Source organism: Glycomyces niveus (genome assembly GCF_017592475.1).
Taxonomy (GTDB): domain Bacteria; phylum Actinomycetota; class Actinomycetes; order Mycobacteriales; family Micromonosporaceae; genus Glycomyces; species Glycomyces niveus.
Window position 1 is genome coordinate 411,530 of the sequence record NZ_JAGFNP010000002.1, and the last position, 15,689, is coordinate 427,218.

At 70.7% G+C, this 15,689-nt stretch carries 15 protein-coding genes; 12 read left to right on the top strand and 3 right to left on the bottom strand.

What is annotated here, in order from left to right:
• Positions 1-28 precede the first annotated feature (28 nt).
• The 9 genes from J5V16_RS04845 (at position 29) to J5V16_RS04885 (ending at position 9,635) form a co-directional block, all read left to right on the top strand.
• Positions 29-1,498, top strand: coding sequence for a PTS fructose transporter subunit IIC (locus J5V16_RS04845; RefSeq protein WP_208494929.1), 1,470 nt, complete (start codon positions 29-31; stop codon positions 1,496-1,498).
• Between the two features lie 17 nt (positions 1,499-1,515).
• Positions 1,516-1,785: an HPr family phosphocarrier protein gene (locus tag J5V16_RS04850; protein ID WP_208494930.1), complete on the top strand. Its 270-nt coding sequence runs from the start codon at positions 1,516-1,518 to the stop codon at positions 1,783-1,785.
• A 9-nt stretch (positions 1,786-1,794) separates the two neighbouring features.
• A complete protein-coding gene (ptsP, locus tag J5V16_RS04855; protein WP_208494931.1) occupies positions 1,795-3,450 on the top strand; it encodes a phosphoenolpyruvate--protein phosphotransferase in 1,656 nt (551 codons plus the stop codon).
• A 334-nt stretch (positions 3,451-3,784) separates the two neighbouring features.
• The gene (locus tag J5V16_RS04860) at positions 3,785-4,990 is read left to right on the top strand and encodes an ROK family transcriptional regulator (RefSeq protein ID WP_208494932.1); all 1,206 of its coding nucleotides are present in this window, start codon (positions 3,785-3,787) and stop codon (positions 4,988-4,990) included.
• A gap of 298 nt (positions 4,991-5,288) precedes the next feature.
• Positions 5,289-6,587, top strand: a complete 1,299-nt coding sequence (locus J5V16_RS04865; protein ID WP_208494933.1) for an ABC transporter substrate-binding protein — start codon at positions 5,289-5,291, stop codon at positions 6,585-6,587.
• Positions 6,588-6,600: 13 nt separating this feature from the next.
• Complete coding sequence (locus J5V16_RS24200; protein WP_208494934.1) at positions 6,601-7,569, top strand: carbohydrate ABC transporter permease; 969 nt, start codon at positions 6,601-6,603, stop codon at positions 7,567-7,569.
• A 3-nt stretch (positions 7,570-7,572) separates the two neighbouring features.
• On the top strand, positions 7,573-8,442 hold the full coding sequence (locus J5V16_RS04875; RefSeq protein ID WP_208494935.1) for a carbohydrate ABC transporter permease: 870 nt from the start codon (positions 7,573-7,575) through the stop codon (positions 8,440-8,442).
• A 148-nt stretch (positions 8,443-8,590) separates the two neighbouring features.
• Entirely contained in the window at positions 8,591-8,977 is a 387-nt protein-coding gene (locus tag J5V16_RS04880; RefSeq protein WP_208494936.1) for a DUF4234 domain-containing protein, read from the top strand.
• A 142-nt stretch (positions 8,978-9,119) separates the two neighbouring features.
• Entirely contained in the window at positions 9,120-9,635 is a 516-nt protein-coding gene (locus tag J5V16_RS04885; protein ID WP_208494937.1) for an adenine phosphoribosyltransferase, read from the top strand.
• Between the two features lie 72 nt (positions 9,636-9,707).
• Here the strand turns inward: J5V16_RS04885 and J5V16_RS04890 are convergent, their stop codons facing one another.
• Complete coding sequence (locus J5V16_RS04890) at positions 9,708-10,307, bottom strand: bifunctional 4-hydroxy-2-oxoglutarate aldolase/2-dehydro-3-deoxy-phosphogluconate aldolase (protein WP_307792859.1); 600 nt, start codon at positions 10,305-10,307, stop codon at positions 9,708-9,710.
• On the bottom strand, positions 10,304-11,218 hold the full coding sequence (locus tag J5V16_RS04895; RefSeq protein ID WP_208494938.1) for a sugar kinase: 915 nt from the start codon (positions 11,216-11,218) through the stop codon (positions 10,304-10,306). The genes J5V16_RS04890 and J5V16_RS04895 overlap by 4 nt, the downstream gene beginning before the upstream one ends.
• 189 nt (positions 11,219-11,407) lie before the next feature.
• On the opposite strand from J5V16_RS04895, the gene J5V16_RS04900 reads away from it, so the two are divergent.
• The 3 genes from J5V16_RS04900 to J5V16_RS04910 all read left to right on the top strand — a co-directional run bounded on the left by J5V16_RS04900 (position 11,408) and on the right by J5V16_RS04910 (position 14,827).
• Positions 11,408-11,818, top strand: coding sequence for a hypothetical protein (locus J5V16_RS04900; protein WP_208494939.1), 411 nt, complete (start codon positions 11,408-11,410; stop codon positions 11,816-11,818).
• Between the two features lie 526 nt (positions 11,819-12,344).
• Positions 12,345-14,258, top strand: coding sequence for a DEAD/DEAH box helicase (locus tag J5V16_RS04905; protein ID WP_208494940.1), 1,914 nt, complete (start codon positions 12,345-12,347; stop codon positions 14,256-14,258).
• Positions 14,255-14,827, top strand: a complete 573-nt coding sequence (locus tag J5V16_RS04910; RefSeq protein WP_208494941.1) for an SWIM zinc finger family protein — start codon at positions 14,255-14,257, stop codon at positions 14,825-14,827. The genes J5V16_RS04905 and J5V16_RS04910 overlap by 4 nt, the downstream gene beginning before the upstream one ends.
• 102 nt (positions 14,828-14,929) lie before the next feature.
• Here J5V16_RS04910 and J5V16_RS04915 read toward each other — a convergent pair whose 3' ends face one another.
• Positions 14,930-15,580, bottom strand: coding sequence for an HAD-IA family hydrolase (locus J5V16_RS04915; RefSeq protein ID WP_208494942.1), 651 nt, complete (start codon positions 15,578-15,580; stop codon positions 14,930-14,932).
• Between the last annotated feature and the right edge of the window lie 109 nt (positions 15,581-15,689).

Below are 15,689 nucleotides of genomic sequence, written 5' to 3' on the forward strand. Positions count from 1 at the left end.
AGCCCACTCAGAAGAAGGTGCACGAACAATGAAGCTCGTAGCAGTCACCTCATGCCCCACCGGCATCGCCCACACTTATATGGCCGCCGAAGCCCTCGAACAGGCCGCGATCGCGGCCGGGCATGAGATCCAGGTCGAGACCCAAGGGGCCGCGGGCGCCGAGGCGCTCGACCCGGCCGTCATCGCCGCCGCCGACGCGGTCATCTTCGCCGCCGATGTGGACGTCCGCGACAAGGACCGCTTCGCCGGCAAGCCGATCGTCTCCGGCGGCGTCAAGCGCGGCATCAACCACGCCGCCGAGATGGTCGAAGAAGCGGTCGAGAAGGCCCAGGCCGCGCCGGCCTCGGCCGCGCCCACTGCGGTGCCCGCCGCCCCGGCCGGACCGAAGCTCGGCCCCGGCGCGAAACTCCGTCTCTGGCTCATGACCGGCGTGTCCTACATGCTGCCGTTCGTCGCCGCGGGCGGCATCCTGATCGCGATCGCGTTCGTCTTCGGCGGTGCCGAGATCGCCACGAAGGTCAACGGCGGCGAATTCGAAGGCGTCACCTACGAAGCGATCGCCAATCCGACCGACATCCTCGCGCAGGCCGGCTTCTGGGGCGTCCTGTTCTACATCGGCGGGCTGGCCTTCTCCATGCTCGTACCGATCCTCGCCGGGTTCATCGCCTTCGGCATGGCCGACCGCATGGGCATCGCGCCCGGCGTCGTCGGCGGCCTCATCGCCGTCGCCGTGGGCGCGGGCTTCCTCGGCGGCCTCGTCGCGGGCCTGCTCGCCGGCGCGATCGTCATGGCCCTCAAGCTCATCAAGGCCAACCAGGCGTTCCAGGGCATCATGCGGATCGTCGTGATCCCGCTCGTGAGCGTCTTCGCCGTCGGCTTCATCATGCTCGTCGTCGTCGGCAAGCCCATCGCCGAAGCCCAGTCCTGGCTCACCGACTGGCTCGCCGGGCTCTCCGGCGTCAACGCGGTCCTGCTCGGCCTCATCCTCGGCGCGATGATGGGCTTCGACCTCGGCGGCCCGGTCAACAAGGTCGCCTACCTGTTCGGCGTCGGCGCGCTCGCCAGCGGCGACTTCACCGTCATGGCCGCCGTGATGGCCGCGGGCATGGTCCCGCCGCTGGGCCTCGCCCTCGCCACGGTTGTGCGCGGCAAGCTGTTCACGCAGGCCGAACGCCAGTCCGGCAAGGCCGCATGGCTCCTCGGCGCGTCCTTCATCACCGAAGGCGCGATCCCGTTCGCCGCGGCCGACCCGCTGCGCGTCATCCCGTCCACGATGGTCGGCGGCGCCGTCGCCGGAGCGCTCTCCATGGCCTTCGACGCGAGTCTGCGCGCCCCGCACGGCGGCATCTGGGTCATCGGCCTCATCGGCAACCCGGGCGGGTTCCTCATCGCGATCCTCGCCGGGACCGCCGCGACCTGCCTGTGCGCTATCGCCCTCAAGACCGCCTGGCGCTCGACGGCCACCGCCGCCGACGAAGCCGCCATGCCCGTCATCTGATCGAGGAAGGAACACCGATGTCCGAACGCCGCGTCACCATCGCCTCCACCGTGGGCCTCCACGCCCGCCCGGCCAAGATGTTCGCGAAACTCGCCGCCGAGCAGCCCGCCAAGGTCACCATCGCCAAAGAGGGCCAGGAGCCGGTCGACGCCCGCTCCCTCCTCATGCTCCTGACCCTGGACGCCAAGGGCGGCGACGAGGTCGTCCTCACCGCCGAAGGCGAGGGCGCCGAGGCCTCTCTCGACGCCCTCGCCGCCGAACTCCAGACCAACCGCGACGAACCCTGAGGAGTCCAGGTGACCGCTGAGATGACCGGCATCGGCGTCAGCCCCGGCGCGGTCTACGCGCCGGTGGCCCGCCTCGCGCCCGTCCCCGCACCGCCCGCCGACACCGGGCCCGAGCCCGACCCGGCCGCCGCGCTCGCGCGAGCCCGGGCCGCCCTCGAAGCGGTCGCCGCCGACCTCGACGAACGCGCCGAGGCCGCCACCGGCACCACCGCCGACATCCTCGACGCCCAGTCGATGATGCCGCGCGACCCCGCCCTCGCCGACCAGGTCGAGAAGGCCCTCGCGAACGGCCGCTCGACCCCGCACGCGGTCATCGAGGCCTACGGGTTCTTCCGGTCCGCCCTCGAAGCCGCCGGCGGCTACCTCGCCGAACGCGCCGCCGACCTCGACGACCTCCGCGACCGCACCATCGCCGTCCTCCTCGACCGGCCGATGCCCGGCCTGCCCGACCCCGGGCACCCGTTCGTGCTGGTGGCCAACGACCTCGCTCCCGCTGACACCGCCGCGCTCGACCCGGCCAAGGTCGTTGCGATCATCACCGAGCAGGGCGGGCCCACCAGCCACACCGCGATCCTCGCCAAATCCATGGGCCTGCCCGCCGTCGTCGCCTGCCCAGCCGCCGCCGCGCTCGCCGACGGCACCGAAGTCCTGGTCGACGGCGGCACCGGCCTCGTCGTCCCCGACCCCGAACCCGGGCGGGTCCGCCGCGTCCTCGACGCCGAGGCCAAACGCACCGCCGCCCTCGCCGCCAGCCGCGGCCCCGGCCGCACCGCCGACGGCCACGCCGTCCAACTCCTGGTCAACCTCGGCTCCCAAGCCGACCTCGCGGCCGCCGCCGCGGTCGACAGCGAAGGCGTGGGACTCTTCCGCACCGAGTTCCTGTTCCTCGACCGCGAAACCGCACCGACTGTGGACGAGCAGGTCGAGGCCTACGGGCAGGTGTTCGCGGCGTTCGCGGGACGCAAGGTCGTCGTCCGCACCCTCGACGCCGGGGCCGACAAGCCGCTCGCGTTCGTCGACCACGGCGACGAGCCCAATCCCGCGCTCGGCGTGCGCGGGATTCGCCTGGCCCGCACCGAATCCGGTGCCTCCCTTCTCGACGACCAGTTGACCGCGATCGCCGCGGCCGCTGCCGAGCACAGCGCCGAAGTCTGGGTCATGGCCCCCATGGTCGCGACCCCGGCCGAAGCCGCCGCCTTCGCCGACCGGTGCCGCGCCCACGGACTGCCCACCGCGGGCACCATGATCGAAGTCCCCGCCGCGGCACTGCGCGCCTCGCGCGTGCTCGACGGCTGCGACTTCGCCAGCCTGGGCACCAACGACCTCGGCCAGTACACGCTCGCCGCCGACCGCATGAACGGCGCGCTCGCCGACCTCCTCGACCCGTGGCAGCCCGCGCTGCTCGACCTGGTCAGCCTTGCCGCCGAAGCCGGACGCGAAGCCGAGAAACCGGTCGGCGTATGCGGCGAGGCCGCGAGCGACCCGCTCTTGGCGTGCGTCCTCGTCGGACTCGGCGTCACGAGCCTGTCCATGGCGCCCAGCGCGGTCGCGGCGGTCCGCGCCGAACTGGCCGTCCGCACGCTCGCGGACTGCGCGGGCATGGCCGCCGCGGCCCTCCACGCCAACGAGGCCGACGAGGCCCGCCGCGCGGTCGCCGCTTACTGAACCGCCAATGGCACATCACATGTCACGCGCTACCGCTGCCCTGCCGGCCGTGCCGCGGAGAGACGGCGCCGCCGTAGCCGAGACGCACAGATGATGCGTGACATGTGATGTGCCACCGCTGCACCCGGCGACGGTCCCGCCTCTTGATCGACGCGGGGAGGGGCGTCGGTCGACCGCTCCCGGCCGCCGGGCGGCGTGTGACATGTGATGTAGTACTGGAAATCGCGGCAGCAACGCGAGCGCGCCGCCAACGTAGGGCTTGGCAGTTCGGCCGATAACGGACCCTTCGACTAACCCATTTACAAAGGCGGCAATCGCGCCGTACCATGCATCCATGAAGTCCACCTCGCGCGACATTCGCCTCCGCAACTGCTTCGCAGTGCTGCGGCACCTGATCGCGGACGCCCCCACCTCCCGCCAGATCCTCGCCCGCGAGACCGACCTCAGCGTCGCCACGGTCTCCAACCTGGTCACGGACCTGATCGAACTCGGCGTCGTCGTGGAGGTGGGCCGCGAGGACTCCGGCGGCGGCAGGCCCCGCGCCCTGCTCGCCCCCAACGCCGGCGGCGGCGTCATGATCGGCGTCGACGTCGCCGAGACCTACGTCTACCTCGAGGTCTACGACCTCACCCTCGCCGTCGTCGACCGCGTCGAAGAGCGCATGGAACCCAGCGAGAACGCCCCTGAGCAGGTCATCGGCCACATCGCCTCCGCCATGGACCAGATCCGCGCCCGTCTCGGCGACCGCGCCATCCTCGGCCTCGGCGTCAGCCTCCCCGGCCAGGTCGACGTCACCTGGGGCGTCTCCGGCTTCGCCCCCAACTGGAACTGGCACGACGTCCCCTTCCGCAAGCTCCTCGCCGACCGCCTGCAGCTCGGCGTCCCCATCTACCTCGACAACCCCCTCAAGACCATCACCGTCGGCGAACTCTGGTTCGGCGAAGGCCGCGGCGTCGACCGCCTCGCCGTCCTCATCCTCGGCACCGGCGTCGGTGCGGGCCTCGCCTTCGGCGGCCAGCTCTACCGCGGCGCCACCAACTCCGCGGGGGAGTGGGGCCACACCACCATCAATCCCGGCGGCCCCCAATGCCGTTGCGGTGCAAAGGGATGCATTGAAGCCTACGTAGGCGCGCCCGCCATCCTCTGGCACTGGGGCCAACTCGACGGCCGCGCCGGCGCCGGCTCCCAGACCGAGGCCATGGCCGCCCTCGCCACCGCCTGGGAGGCCGGCGACGCCACCGCCGTCCGCACCGTCGAGACCGTCGCCGAATACCTCGCCGCCGGCGTCGCCAACCTCCTCAACCTCTTCAACCCCGACCTCGTCGTCTTCGACGGCTGGGTCACCAGCGTCCTCGGCGACGCCCTCATCCCCGAGTTCGAACGCCGCCTCGCCGACCACGCCATGGAGGCCCCCCTCAAAGCCGCCCGCCTCAAGCGCAACGGCCAGGACCGCAACATGGTCGCCCTCGGCGCCGCCGCGCTCGCCCTCGAAGGGCACCTGAACCGCCTGAACACGGTCGGCTCCCGCAGCCGCCGCTGAACACGGCGGCGTCCGCACCGCCCGCCGCATCTGCCTCACCGGCCCCAGTCGATCCGTTCGGCGTGGGGCTTTCTCTGCTGTGCGCTGGGGAAACACCAGCCTCTCCCATAGCGACCGCTCCCACCCACATCGAGCGCAAATCGTTATCCGAGCCCTTACTCCAACCCATTGACAAAGTGAGTGGCGCTCGCAACACTGGGAGGCGAATCGACGGTTGTCGAAACTCCGCTGCGGCGTCGACCAGACCCGGGGTCGCACGGGAGCCCTTCCGACCTCTCAACGTAGCGAGGAGCTAGTCATGGTTGCCTTCAAGCGCAACAACTCTTCCCAGCAAACGTTCGCCAAGCTGGCGATGAACCGCCGCCGCATGCTCGCCCTGGGCGGCCTCGCCGCCGGCGCCGGCGCGCTCAGCGCGTGCGGCGGCAACACCGGCCGCGGTTCCGGCGACGGCGTCAATCTCTCGCAGTGGTACCACCAGTACGGCGAGGCCGGCACCCAGCAGGCCGCCGAGAAGTACGCCGCCGCGTACAAGGACGCCACCGTCACCATCAACTGGATCCCCGGCGACTACGACACCGCGCTCTCCTCGGGCCTCCTGGCCGAGAAGGAGGGCGACTACCCGGACGTCTTCGAGGGCCACCTCAACCGCGCGATGGTCGAGTCCGAGCAGATCATCCCGCTCGACGACATCCTCGCCGACGTCCTCGACGACTACACCCCGGACGACCTGGCGCGCAACACGATCGACGGCAAGATCTACGGCGTCCGCATGATCGACGACCCGCAGTTCCTGTACTACCGGCCCTCCCTCCTCGAGGCCAAGGGCATCACGCCGCCCGCCACCTTCGACGAGCTCATGGCCGCCGCCGCCGAGCTCACCACCGGCGACGTCAAGGGCCTGTTCCTCGGCAACGACGACTCCGCCACCAAGCTGTTCCAGCCGATCGTCTTCTCCGCCGGCGAGACCCTGCTGACCGACGCCAACGAGATCGGCTTCACCAAGGAGACCGTCCTCGCCGGGGCCATGCAGGTCAAGGAGCTGCACGACTCCTCCTCGCTCCTGGTCGGCGCCCCGACCGAGGCGTGGGACCCGTCCTCGATCATCCAGAACCTCTGCGCCATCCAGTGGTGCGGCCTCTGGGCGCTCCCGCAGATCATCGAGGCCCACGGCGACGACATCAACGTCATCCCCGTGCCCGGCTTCAACGGCGGCACCCCCACGGTCTTCAACGGCGGCTGGGACACCTTCGTCAACGCCAAGTCCGCCAATATCGACGAGGCCAAGGCGTTCGTCAAGTGGCTCTGGATCGACAACGAGGAGTTCATCCTCGACTGGAACCTCTCCTACGGCTTCCACATCCCGCCCCGCCTTTCCATGCGCGGCAGCGCCGAGCAGCTGCAGTCCGGTCCCGCGGCCGAGGCCGTGCGGATCTCCGAGGAGTACGGCTGGGCCGAGAACCCCAACTGGACCCCGAAGATGGAGACCGCCGTCGACGACATGATGAACCACATCGTGCTGGAAGGGGCCGACCCCGACGCCGAGTTCGACGCGGCCGCCGCCACCATCCAGGGCGAACTCGACTCGATCTTCGGCTAGGGGAGTGCGCAACGTGGCAGTCTCCGCAGCGACCGCCGCGGACGCGACGGCGGGCACCGGGGAGCACGCTCCCCGGGCCCGCCGAGGCGGACGGCGGCGGACCGCCCTCACCTTCTGGGGCTTCGTGGGGCCCTTCCTGATCGGGCTCCTGGTCTTCACGATCATCCCGGTCGGCTGGAGCGCCTACCTGTCGTTCTTCGACGCGACGAACACCGTCAGCCCGACGCCCGAGGACTTCGTCGGGTTCGGCAACTACACGGCGATGCTCACCGACCCGGCGTTCCAGGACAGCCTCGTCACGTTCACCGTGTTCGCGGCGTTCATCGTCCCGGTCACCTTCGCGTTCTCGCTCGGCCTGGCGCTCATGCTCAACCGGGTGCGCTTCATGCGCGCGTTCTTCCGCTCGGTGTTCTTCCTGCCGTTCGCATGCTCCTATGTGGTGGCGGCCCTGGTGTGGAAGATGTCGATCTTCAACGGCGTTCGCTACGGCCTGGCCAACACGGTCCTCGACCTGTTCGGGGTCGACGAGATCGCGTGGCTCTTCCGCCCCGACCCGCCGTGGTTCTGGCTCGTCATCGTCTCGCTGCGCCTGTGGATCCAGGTGGGCTTCTACATGATCCTGTTCATAGCCGCGCTGCAGCAGATCCCGCAGCACCTCTACGAGGCCGCCTATGTGGACGGCGCGAAGCCCGGGCGCCAGACGTTCTGGCACATCACGCTCCCGCAGCTGCGCGCCACGTCCGTGGCGGTGCTCATGCTCATCCTCATCGCCGCCTACCAGGCGTTCGACGAGTTCCTGCTCCTGGTCGGCACCATGCCCTCGGCCCGGCCGCCGCTGGTGTACCTGTACCAGACCTCGCTGGGCATGCAGCAGGAGCTGGGCACCGGCTCGGCCGGCGCGCTCATCCTGGCGCTCCTCATCGCGATCGTCACCCTCCTGCAGGGCAAGTTCCTCGGCTTCGGCAACTCGGAAGATCGGTGAGCCATGACCACTGAGACCAAGCGACCCGCCCCGGTCGGCCGCAGGCGCGGCCCCAGCTCCGGGGGCACGGTCAACTTCCTGGCGCTCAGCGTCCTCGCGGTGCTGTTCCTCATCCCGTTCTACCTGATCCTGCGGAACGCGCTCTCGACCGACGCCGAGATCACCGCGCCCGGCTGGATGTGGTTCCCCGTCTCGCCGGCCTGGGAGAACATCGAGAAGCTCTTCACCGACCCGTCGGTGCCGATGGCCCGCGCGCTCCTGAACTCGGCGCTCGTGGCGATCCTGACGACGCTCGGCACCCTGTTCCTGTGCGCCACGGCCGGATACGGGCTCGCCCGCATCCCCTACCGCCACGCGAACAAGGTCTTCTACATCGTCCTGGCCACGCTCATGATCCCCGGCGCGATCACGTTCGTGCCCAGCTTCGTGATGGTCTCCAGCCTCGGCTGGATCTCCGACCTGCGGGGCCTGGTCATCCCGACGCTGTTCAACGGGTTCGTGGCCTTCCTGTGCCGCCAGTACTTCCTGAGCTTCCCCCGGGAGCTCGAGGAGGCGGCGCGGGTCGACGGCCTCGGCTACTGGGGCTCGTTCTGGCGCATCGTGATCCCCAACTCCGGGAACTTCCTGGCGGCCATCGCGGTCATCACCTTCGTGGGCTCCTGGAACTCGTTCCTGTGGCCCTTGGTGATCGGTCGCTCGCCGGACTCGTGGACCGTGCAGGTGGCGCTGTCGACGTTCCTGACGGCGCAGACCGTGAGCCTCTCGCAGCTGTTCCTCGCGGCACTCGTCGCAATGCTGCCCTTGCTGTTCGTCTTCTTGTTCCTGCAGCGCTTCCTGGTCCAAGGAGTTGCGCAAACCGGGCTAAAGGGCTGATAGCGAGGGACGCCCTAGTTCCTAACACGACAATTGCAAATGCTAATGTGAGCTGCACTTCGGTCAGCGAGCCCAACCGGCTGCGGGTCCCGCCCGCAGCCGTGCGCTTTGACCGCGCCCGTCCCCTTTGCACAAGGAGTCATCCCCAGTGGAAGAACTGAAGATCCGGTCCCCGTTCGGCGTGTGGATCCTGACGCTCGTCACCTTCGGCATCTACGGCCTGTTCTGGTACGCCAAGACCGCCACCCAGATCAAGGCCGTCAACCCGAACAACCCCGGGAACGTCAGCGGCTCGAGCCTCGTCGTGTGGATGCTGTTCGGCTTCATCACCCTCTACATCGTGCCCATCATCAACTGGTTCAAGCTGTGCGCCTCGATCAAGGCCGAGCAGCAGGCCGCCGGTCTGGCCCCGACCTTCAACACCGGCGTGGCCACCCTGCTCTGCTTCGTCGCCGGCACCAACCTCTGCTACATCCAGGCCCAGCAGAACCTCGTGGTGAACGCCGTCAAGGCCCGTCAGGGCGTCCCCGCCTAAGACGCCCTCCCGTCGTTGCACACGCGGAGGCGAAGCCCCCGGCCGCATGCGGCCGGGGGCTTCGTGGTGCGTGACGCGTGATATGCCACTGCGCCGCCGCAGCACCGCCCCGGACCGCCCCCGACCGGCTAACCTTGCCGCTGTGGATCTGACCGAATACGTGCCCGTCGTCCCCGACTTCCCCGAGCCGGGGGTCGGCTTCCGCGACATCACGCCGCTGCTCGCCGCCCCCGAGGCCTTCCGCGCCTCGGTCGACCGGCTCCTGGAGGCCTGCGCGGCGCACCCGTACGACGCGATCGCCGCGTTCGACGCCCGCGGGTTCCTCTGGGCCGCCCCGCTCGCCGACCGCACCGGCACGCCCCTCATCCCGATCCGCAAGGCCGGCAAGCTCCCGCGCGAGGCCGCGGTCGAGTCCTACCGCGGCGAGTACGCCGAAGTCCGCGTCGAGATGCACGCCGACGCCGTAAGCGAAGGCGACCGCGTCCTCCTCGTCGACGACGTCATCGCCACCGGCGAGTCCATGGCCGCCGGCATCCGCCTCGTCGAAGGCCTCGGCGGCACCGTCGCCGCCTGCGCCGCCCTCCTCGAGATCGCCTCCCTCTCGGGCCGCGACCGCCTCGACGGCTACCCGATCATCTCGCTCCTCGGCAAGCTCTGAGCCCGCCGATATAGACCGATGGCGCGTGACATGTCACATGTCACGCGCCATCGGTCTATGCGAAAGACCTGCTCAGCCGGTCAGCTTCGCCAGGTTCGCCGGGTCGGCCAGCGCCGACCCCATGCCGATGACCGAGGCCCCGGCCTTGATGTAGGTCTCGATCTCGTCAGGGCCGACACCGCCGGTCGCCACGAACTTCATGTCCGGGAACGGCCCGTGCATGGCCTTGAACCAGTCCGGACCGAGCGTCGAGGCCGGGAACACCTTCACCCACGTGCACCCCAGGTCCCGCGCTAGACCGACCTCGCTCGCCGTCGCCACGCCCGGCAGGTGCGGCAGCCCGACCGCGTGCGAGGCCTCGAGCACCGCCGGGTTCAGGCCCGGCGCGATCGTGTAAGCCGCGCCCGCAGCAGCCGCCCGCTCCACGTGCCCGGCCGAGACGACCGTGCCCGCGCCGACCAGGCGCCCGCTCGGCGTCGCGGCCTTCACCGCCGCGGCCAGCGCCTCCTCCTGCCCGGGCTTGCCGATCGGGACCTCGACCAGGTCGAACCCGGCCTCCCACACCCGCTCCGAGAGCGCCACGGTCTCCTCGGCGGGCAGCCCCCGCCAGATCGCCATGACGCGCTGCCCGGCGAAGAGGCGGTCGAAGAATTCGCCTTGATCAAAGGTCACTGGTCCTCCAGGATGGCTCGGACGGTCTCGGGTGGCGGCGGGGGCGCGAGGTCCCCGACGGTCTGGAGGGCCCCGGCCGCGAGCCGGTGGCCCAGCCGCATCGACGCCTCGACCGAGGCGTCCTGCAAGCGGCCGTAGAGGAATCCGGCGGCGAACGCGTCGCCGGCGCCGACCGGCTCGACCACGTCGACCGGTTCGGCGGGGGAGTACCAGCGCTCGCCGTCCGCGAACGCGGTGACCCCGTTCCCGCCGTCCTTGACGACGAGCACGCCCGCGTCCGGCACGAGCTTGCGCACGTCGTCGGCGGTGTCGGCGCCCCAGAGGGTCTGGGCTTCGTCGAGCCCGACGAACGCGATGTCGGCCGCGTCGGCGAGCCGCCGCAGCGCCGGCCCGGCCTCGCTCACGGGCCACAGCGCTGGTCGGTAGTTGACGTCGAAGCTCACCGTCGCCGGGGCGAGCGCCCGGTCGACCATGAGTTCGTCGATGAGCGCGGCGCAGGACTCGGAGAGGACCGGGGTGATCCCGGAGAGGTGCAGCAGGCGCGGCGGCGCGACGCCGTCCAGGTGGCCGGGCCCCATCGTGGAGGCCGCGGAGCCGCGCCGGTAATAGTGGACGCGGGTGCCTTGGGGCCCAGGGTCTTTGAAATAGACGCCGGTGGGCCGGGACGCGTCGGTCTGGACGTGGCGGCAGTCGACCCCGGCCTCGTCGAGGACGTCACGGACGCGCTGGCCGAGCGGGTCGTCGCCGACCTTGCCGCACCAGGCGGCGCGGGCGCCGAGCCGGGCGAGCGCGACGGCGACGTTCGATTCGGCTCCGGCGACGCCCATGTGCAGGTCGACGGCGCCGCGGAGGGGTTCGGCGGCCGCGGGGGCGAGGACGATCATCGATTCGCCCAGGCACAGGACGTCCATATGGCTCCGTTCGTGTCCGCGCTCGCGCGTGTGGGGTCGGCGAGAGTCCGCTTCAGCCTACCGACTGGAAAACGCATTCACAAAGCGGCGGTCACCGCTTGCCGCTCATTCGGCGGCGCGCCGGGTCCCAATGCGGGGCCGACCGCCCGCGTAGACTTGTGACACAGGCCTCTCACCTTGGAGCCGGACATGACCGACCTGCGTCTGGTGAAGCTCTTCGCATGGACGATCGGCGTGCTGATCCTGCTGTGGATGCTCACCGAATGCCTCGGCGGCGCGAACGAGATCGACCCCGGCTACCAGGACCTCGAGCGCGACGACAAGCAGTACGCCGCCGACTGCGAGAACGCGTGGCAGGCCCTCGACCTGGCCGCGGGCGCGGACGGCGACAGCGTCGACGGCGTCGTGGACCAGATCGACGCCCTCGGCACCGAGATCGAGGACCCGAACCTCAAGTCGCTTACCGCGAACTTCGCTCAGCAGATCCAGGCGATCGTCGCCGACGTCCCGGCCGGTGACGCCGAAGCCCTCGCCGACGCCCAGGCCGCGTTCCGCGACGACGCCGCCCTCGGTCTCGCGATGCGCTGCCCCCTGCGCTGACCGACCGGCACCGAACCCCGAACCGGACACCCAGCGTGCGGACACCGGTGCACTGGGCATGCCCGCAACCTGGACACAGGTATTGACAGTGTTCGAAATTACCGCTAACTTCTACACGTTCGAACATCCTTCCGCTCGAGGGATGTCCAGTGGACCTCAATGTGGAGGAACGCGGCACGGTGCGCGAGCGCCCGGCCCGTAGCACCTCCGCGCGGACTTTGCTCTGGGGTTGACGGGGCGGGACCGCCCGAAGGCGCCCGGGCCGCGTGATCGCGGCCGAGGCGGCGACGGACGGGCCCGCCCCGTTCCGCGTCCCCCTGGGGCCTTACCGTCCGTGCAACCGGTCCGATAGGCCGGATCGCGCCGGTGCAAGCGTTCGTCTGCCTTCGCACACCCCCGCTGCCGCGGGGGAGCGCCGAGCTGCGGTTTCACCCGTTCCCGGGCGCCGCCCGCGGACCGCGCGTTTGGGTCCGGGGCCGCGCTTGTGGCAAAATGGCACGTCTGCCGTTGACCCGTAGGAGCCTCGTTGCCACCCAGCGAACTGCACGCCACCTTCCTGCCCGACCACGCCTCCCCGGCCGACGGTCGGCTGCTCTTCTTCGGCGGCGCGCACCCGGGGGCCGCGGTGGCCGAGCTCGGGCTCCCCCCTGGCGACCCGGTGGACGCCGAGCTCTACCTCGGCGGCGAGCTCCACGAGGTCGAAGGCGTCGCCATGCCGGTGCGCCCGGTGCTGCCCGCGCTCACGCGCATCGCCTCCCGCCCCGACATCACCGAGTCGGTCGCGGTCTGGGCCCGGATCGCGAACGCGGTCGACGACGACAAGTTCGACGACCTCGACCGCATCGCCGGGGAACTGCCCGCCGAAGGCCACGCCGTCCCGCACTCCGAAGGGCACGTGTGGACCGCGAAGGCCCTCGTGGGCGCGTTCGTCGAGTCGTTCACCGAGCTGCTGCGCTCCGACTCCGGGCTCAACCTGCGCCTCATCACCGCCCAGCACTCCGACCCCGGCGAGGTCCGCGTCAACGCCGACCTGCGCAAATACCAGGCGCACGGCATCGCGTGGCTCGAGGCCGCGGCCGAAGGCGGCGCGGGCGTCATCCTCGCCGACGACATGGGCCTGGGCAAGACCCTCCAGTCCATCGGGCTGCTCGTGCGCCGCGCCGGGAACGCCCCGCACCTCGTCGTCTGCCCGACCTCGCTCGTCGGCAACTGGCAGCGCGAGATCACCCGCTTCGCGTCCCAGCTGACGGTGCACCTCCACCACGGGCCGGCCCGCACCAAGGACCGCGCGCCGCTCACCGAGGCCGACGTCGTCGTCACCTCGTACTCGATCGCGCTGCGCGACATCAAGCTGCTGCGCCAGATCGCGTTCGACACGATCGTCATCGACGAGGCCCAGGCCATCAAGAACCACCGGTCCCGCACCGCCGGGGCCGTCCGCGACCTCACCGGCCGCGTCCGCGTCGCCCTCACCGGCACGCCCGTCGAGAACCACCTTTCCGAGCTGTGGTCCATCTCCGAGTTCGTCAACCCCGGCCTCCTGGGCGGCCAGACCGACTTCAAGCGCCGCTTCGCCGACCCCATCGAGATCGGCCGCGACCCCGTCTCCGCCGCGACCCTCCGCGCCCGCATCGACCCGGTCGTCCTGCGCCGCATGAAAGAAGACGTCGCCGCCGACCTCCCGCCCAAGATCGAGGCCGTCGTCGCCTGCACCATGACCGACGAGCAGGCCGGACTCTACAAGGAGGCCATCCGCGAGGCCTTCGACGAGGGCCTGGGCGACGGCATCACCCGCCGCGGCCGCGTCCTCAAACTGCTGACCCGCCTCAAGCAGATCTGCAACCACCCCGTCCAGTACGTGGGCGAAGGCGACAGCGCCGCCGTCGGCCTGGCCGAACGCTCCGGGAAGCTCGACCGGGTCACCGAGATGCTCACCGAAGTCGTCGACGAAGGCGACAAGACCCTCATCTTCACCCAGTACCGGCAGATGGGCGAGCTCCTCTCGCGCCACCTGCACGCCGAACTCGGCGTCGCCGCGCCGTTCCTGCACGGCGGGCTCGACCAGCCCGCCCGCGACAGGCTGGTCGAGGAGTTCCAGACCGGCGAAGGCCCCGCGATCCTCCTCGTCTCCCTGCGCGCGGGCGGCACCGGCCTTAACCTCACCGGCGCCTCCCACGTCGTCCACTACGACCGCTGGTGGAATCCGGCCGTCGAAGACCAGGCCACCGACCGCGCCCACCGCATCGGCCAGACCCAGACCGTCTACGTCCACAAGCTCGTCACCGCCGGATCCCTCGAGGAACGCGTCGACGAGCTCCTCCAGCGCAAACGCGCCATCGCCGACGCCGTCGTCGGCAACGGCGAAGACTGGCTCGGCGACCTCGACGACTCCCAGCTGCGCAAACTCATCGAACTCGACGACGCCGGAGGCCACCTGTGAGCGACCCGTACGGACGGACCTGGTGGGGCCGCAAGTGGTGGCGCGCCCTGGAGACCATCGGCCTGAACTACCCCGACCAGCGCATCGTCAAGGGCCGCGCCCTCGCCGGGCACGGCGCCGTCACCGGCATGTCCATCGAACCCGGCAAGGTCTCCGGCCGCGTCAGCGACACCAACGGCACCTTCGAGACCGAGATCCGGATCCCCGTCTACAACGCCTCCGCGTGGGCCGCCGGGATGACCGCGCTGTCGCTCTCGCCCTCGTGCGTCGCCGGGCTCCTCGCCGGCCGCCTGCCCAAACGCATCGACGACGTCCTCGCCGAGACCGGCATGCGCCTGCTGCCCAAGAAGTTCGTGACCGAGGACCACAACCGCATCACCGCCAGCTGCCCCTGCGCCGACAACCGCGAAGTCTGCGCCCACATCATGGCGCTCGCCCTCGTCAGCGCCGCCAAGATGGACGACGACCCCTGGCTCGTCCTCCTCCTGCGCGGCGGCCCCACCCGCGACCTCGCCGGCCGCCTCCGCGCCGCCCGCGTCGCCAGCATGGACGCCGCCCAACCCGTCTGAGCCGAACACGCCGAAGCCGGGCCGCGTTTCGCGGCCCGGCTTCCCAGCCGACATCAAGGGCGGCGAAGGGACTGGGCTCCCCGGCTGACGGACCGCCGTGATTCAGCCAAGGACCACCGACAGGCCCGAACCGTTCGCGGACACCGTCACCGACCGCATGTCGGCGATGCGCGGCAGTCCGTCAGCGACCTCGCCCTCGTAATCGCCCACGACCACCGTCGCCGCACCAGCGGCCTTCGCTGAAGCCAAGCCCGCCGGAGCGTCCTCGAACACCACCGCCTCCGACGCGTCGAAACCCAGCGCCTTCGCCGCCAGCATGTACGGCTGCGGATGCGGCTTGCCCCTCGTCACGTCATCAGCCGCCACCAGGATCTTCGGCAGCGGAATGCCCACGGCCGCCAGCCGCCGCAGCGTCAGCGCCCGCGTCGCCGACGTCACCACCGCCCACCGGTCCCGGTCCAGCCCCCGCAGCAGCGCCGCCGAACCCGGCACCTCGCTGATCCCGTCCGTCCGGTCGATCTCCTCCGCCTCGATCCGGTCGGTCTCCGCCACCACGTCCACACCGCGCGGCGCGAACTCCGCCACCACCTCGATCGTCGGCCGCCCGTGCGCCACCGCCAAGATCGCCGACGCCTCCAGACCGTGCCGGGCCGCGAACCGCCCCCACGCCCGCTCCACCGAAGCCGTCGAATCGACCAGCGTCCCGTCCATGTCGAACAGCAGCACCGAACCCGTCAGCACCGAATCGCCCATGCGTACCTCCTCGCGTCAGGACCGTCACGCTACCAACGGAACATGACGGCCACGCTAACTCTCACGAAGGATTCGAACACCGCCCTCGTGAGCCCCCCGCCGCACCGAT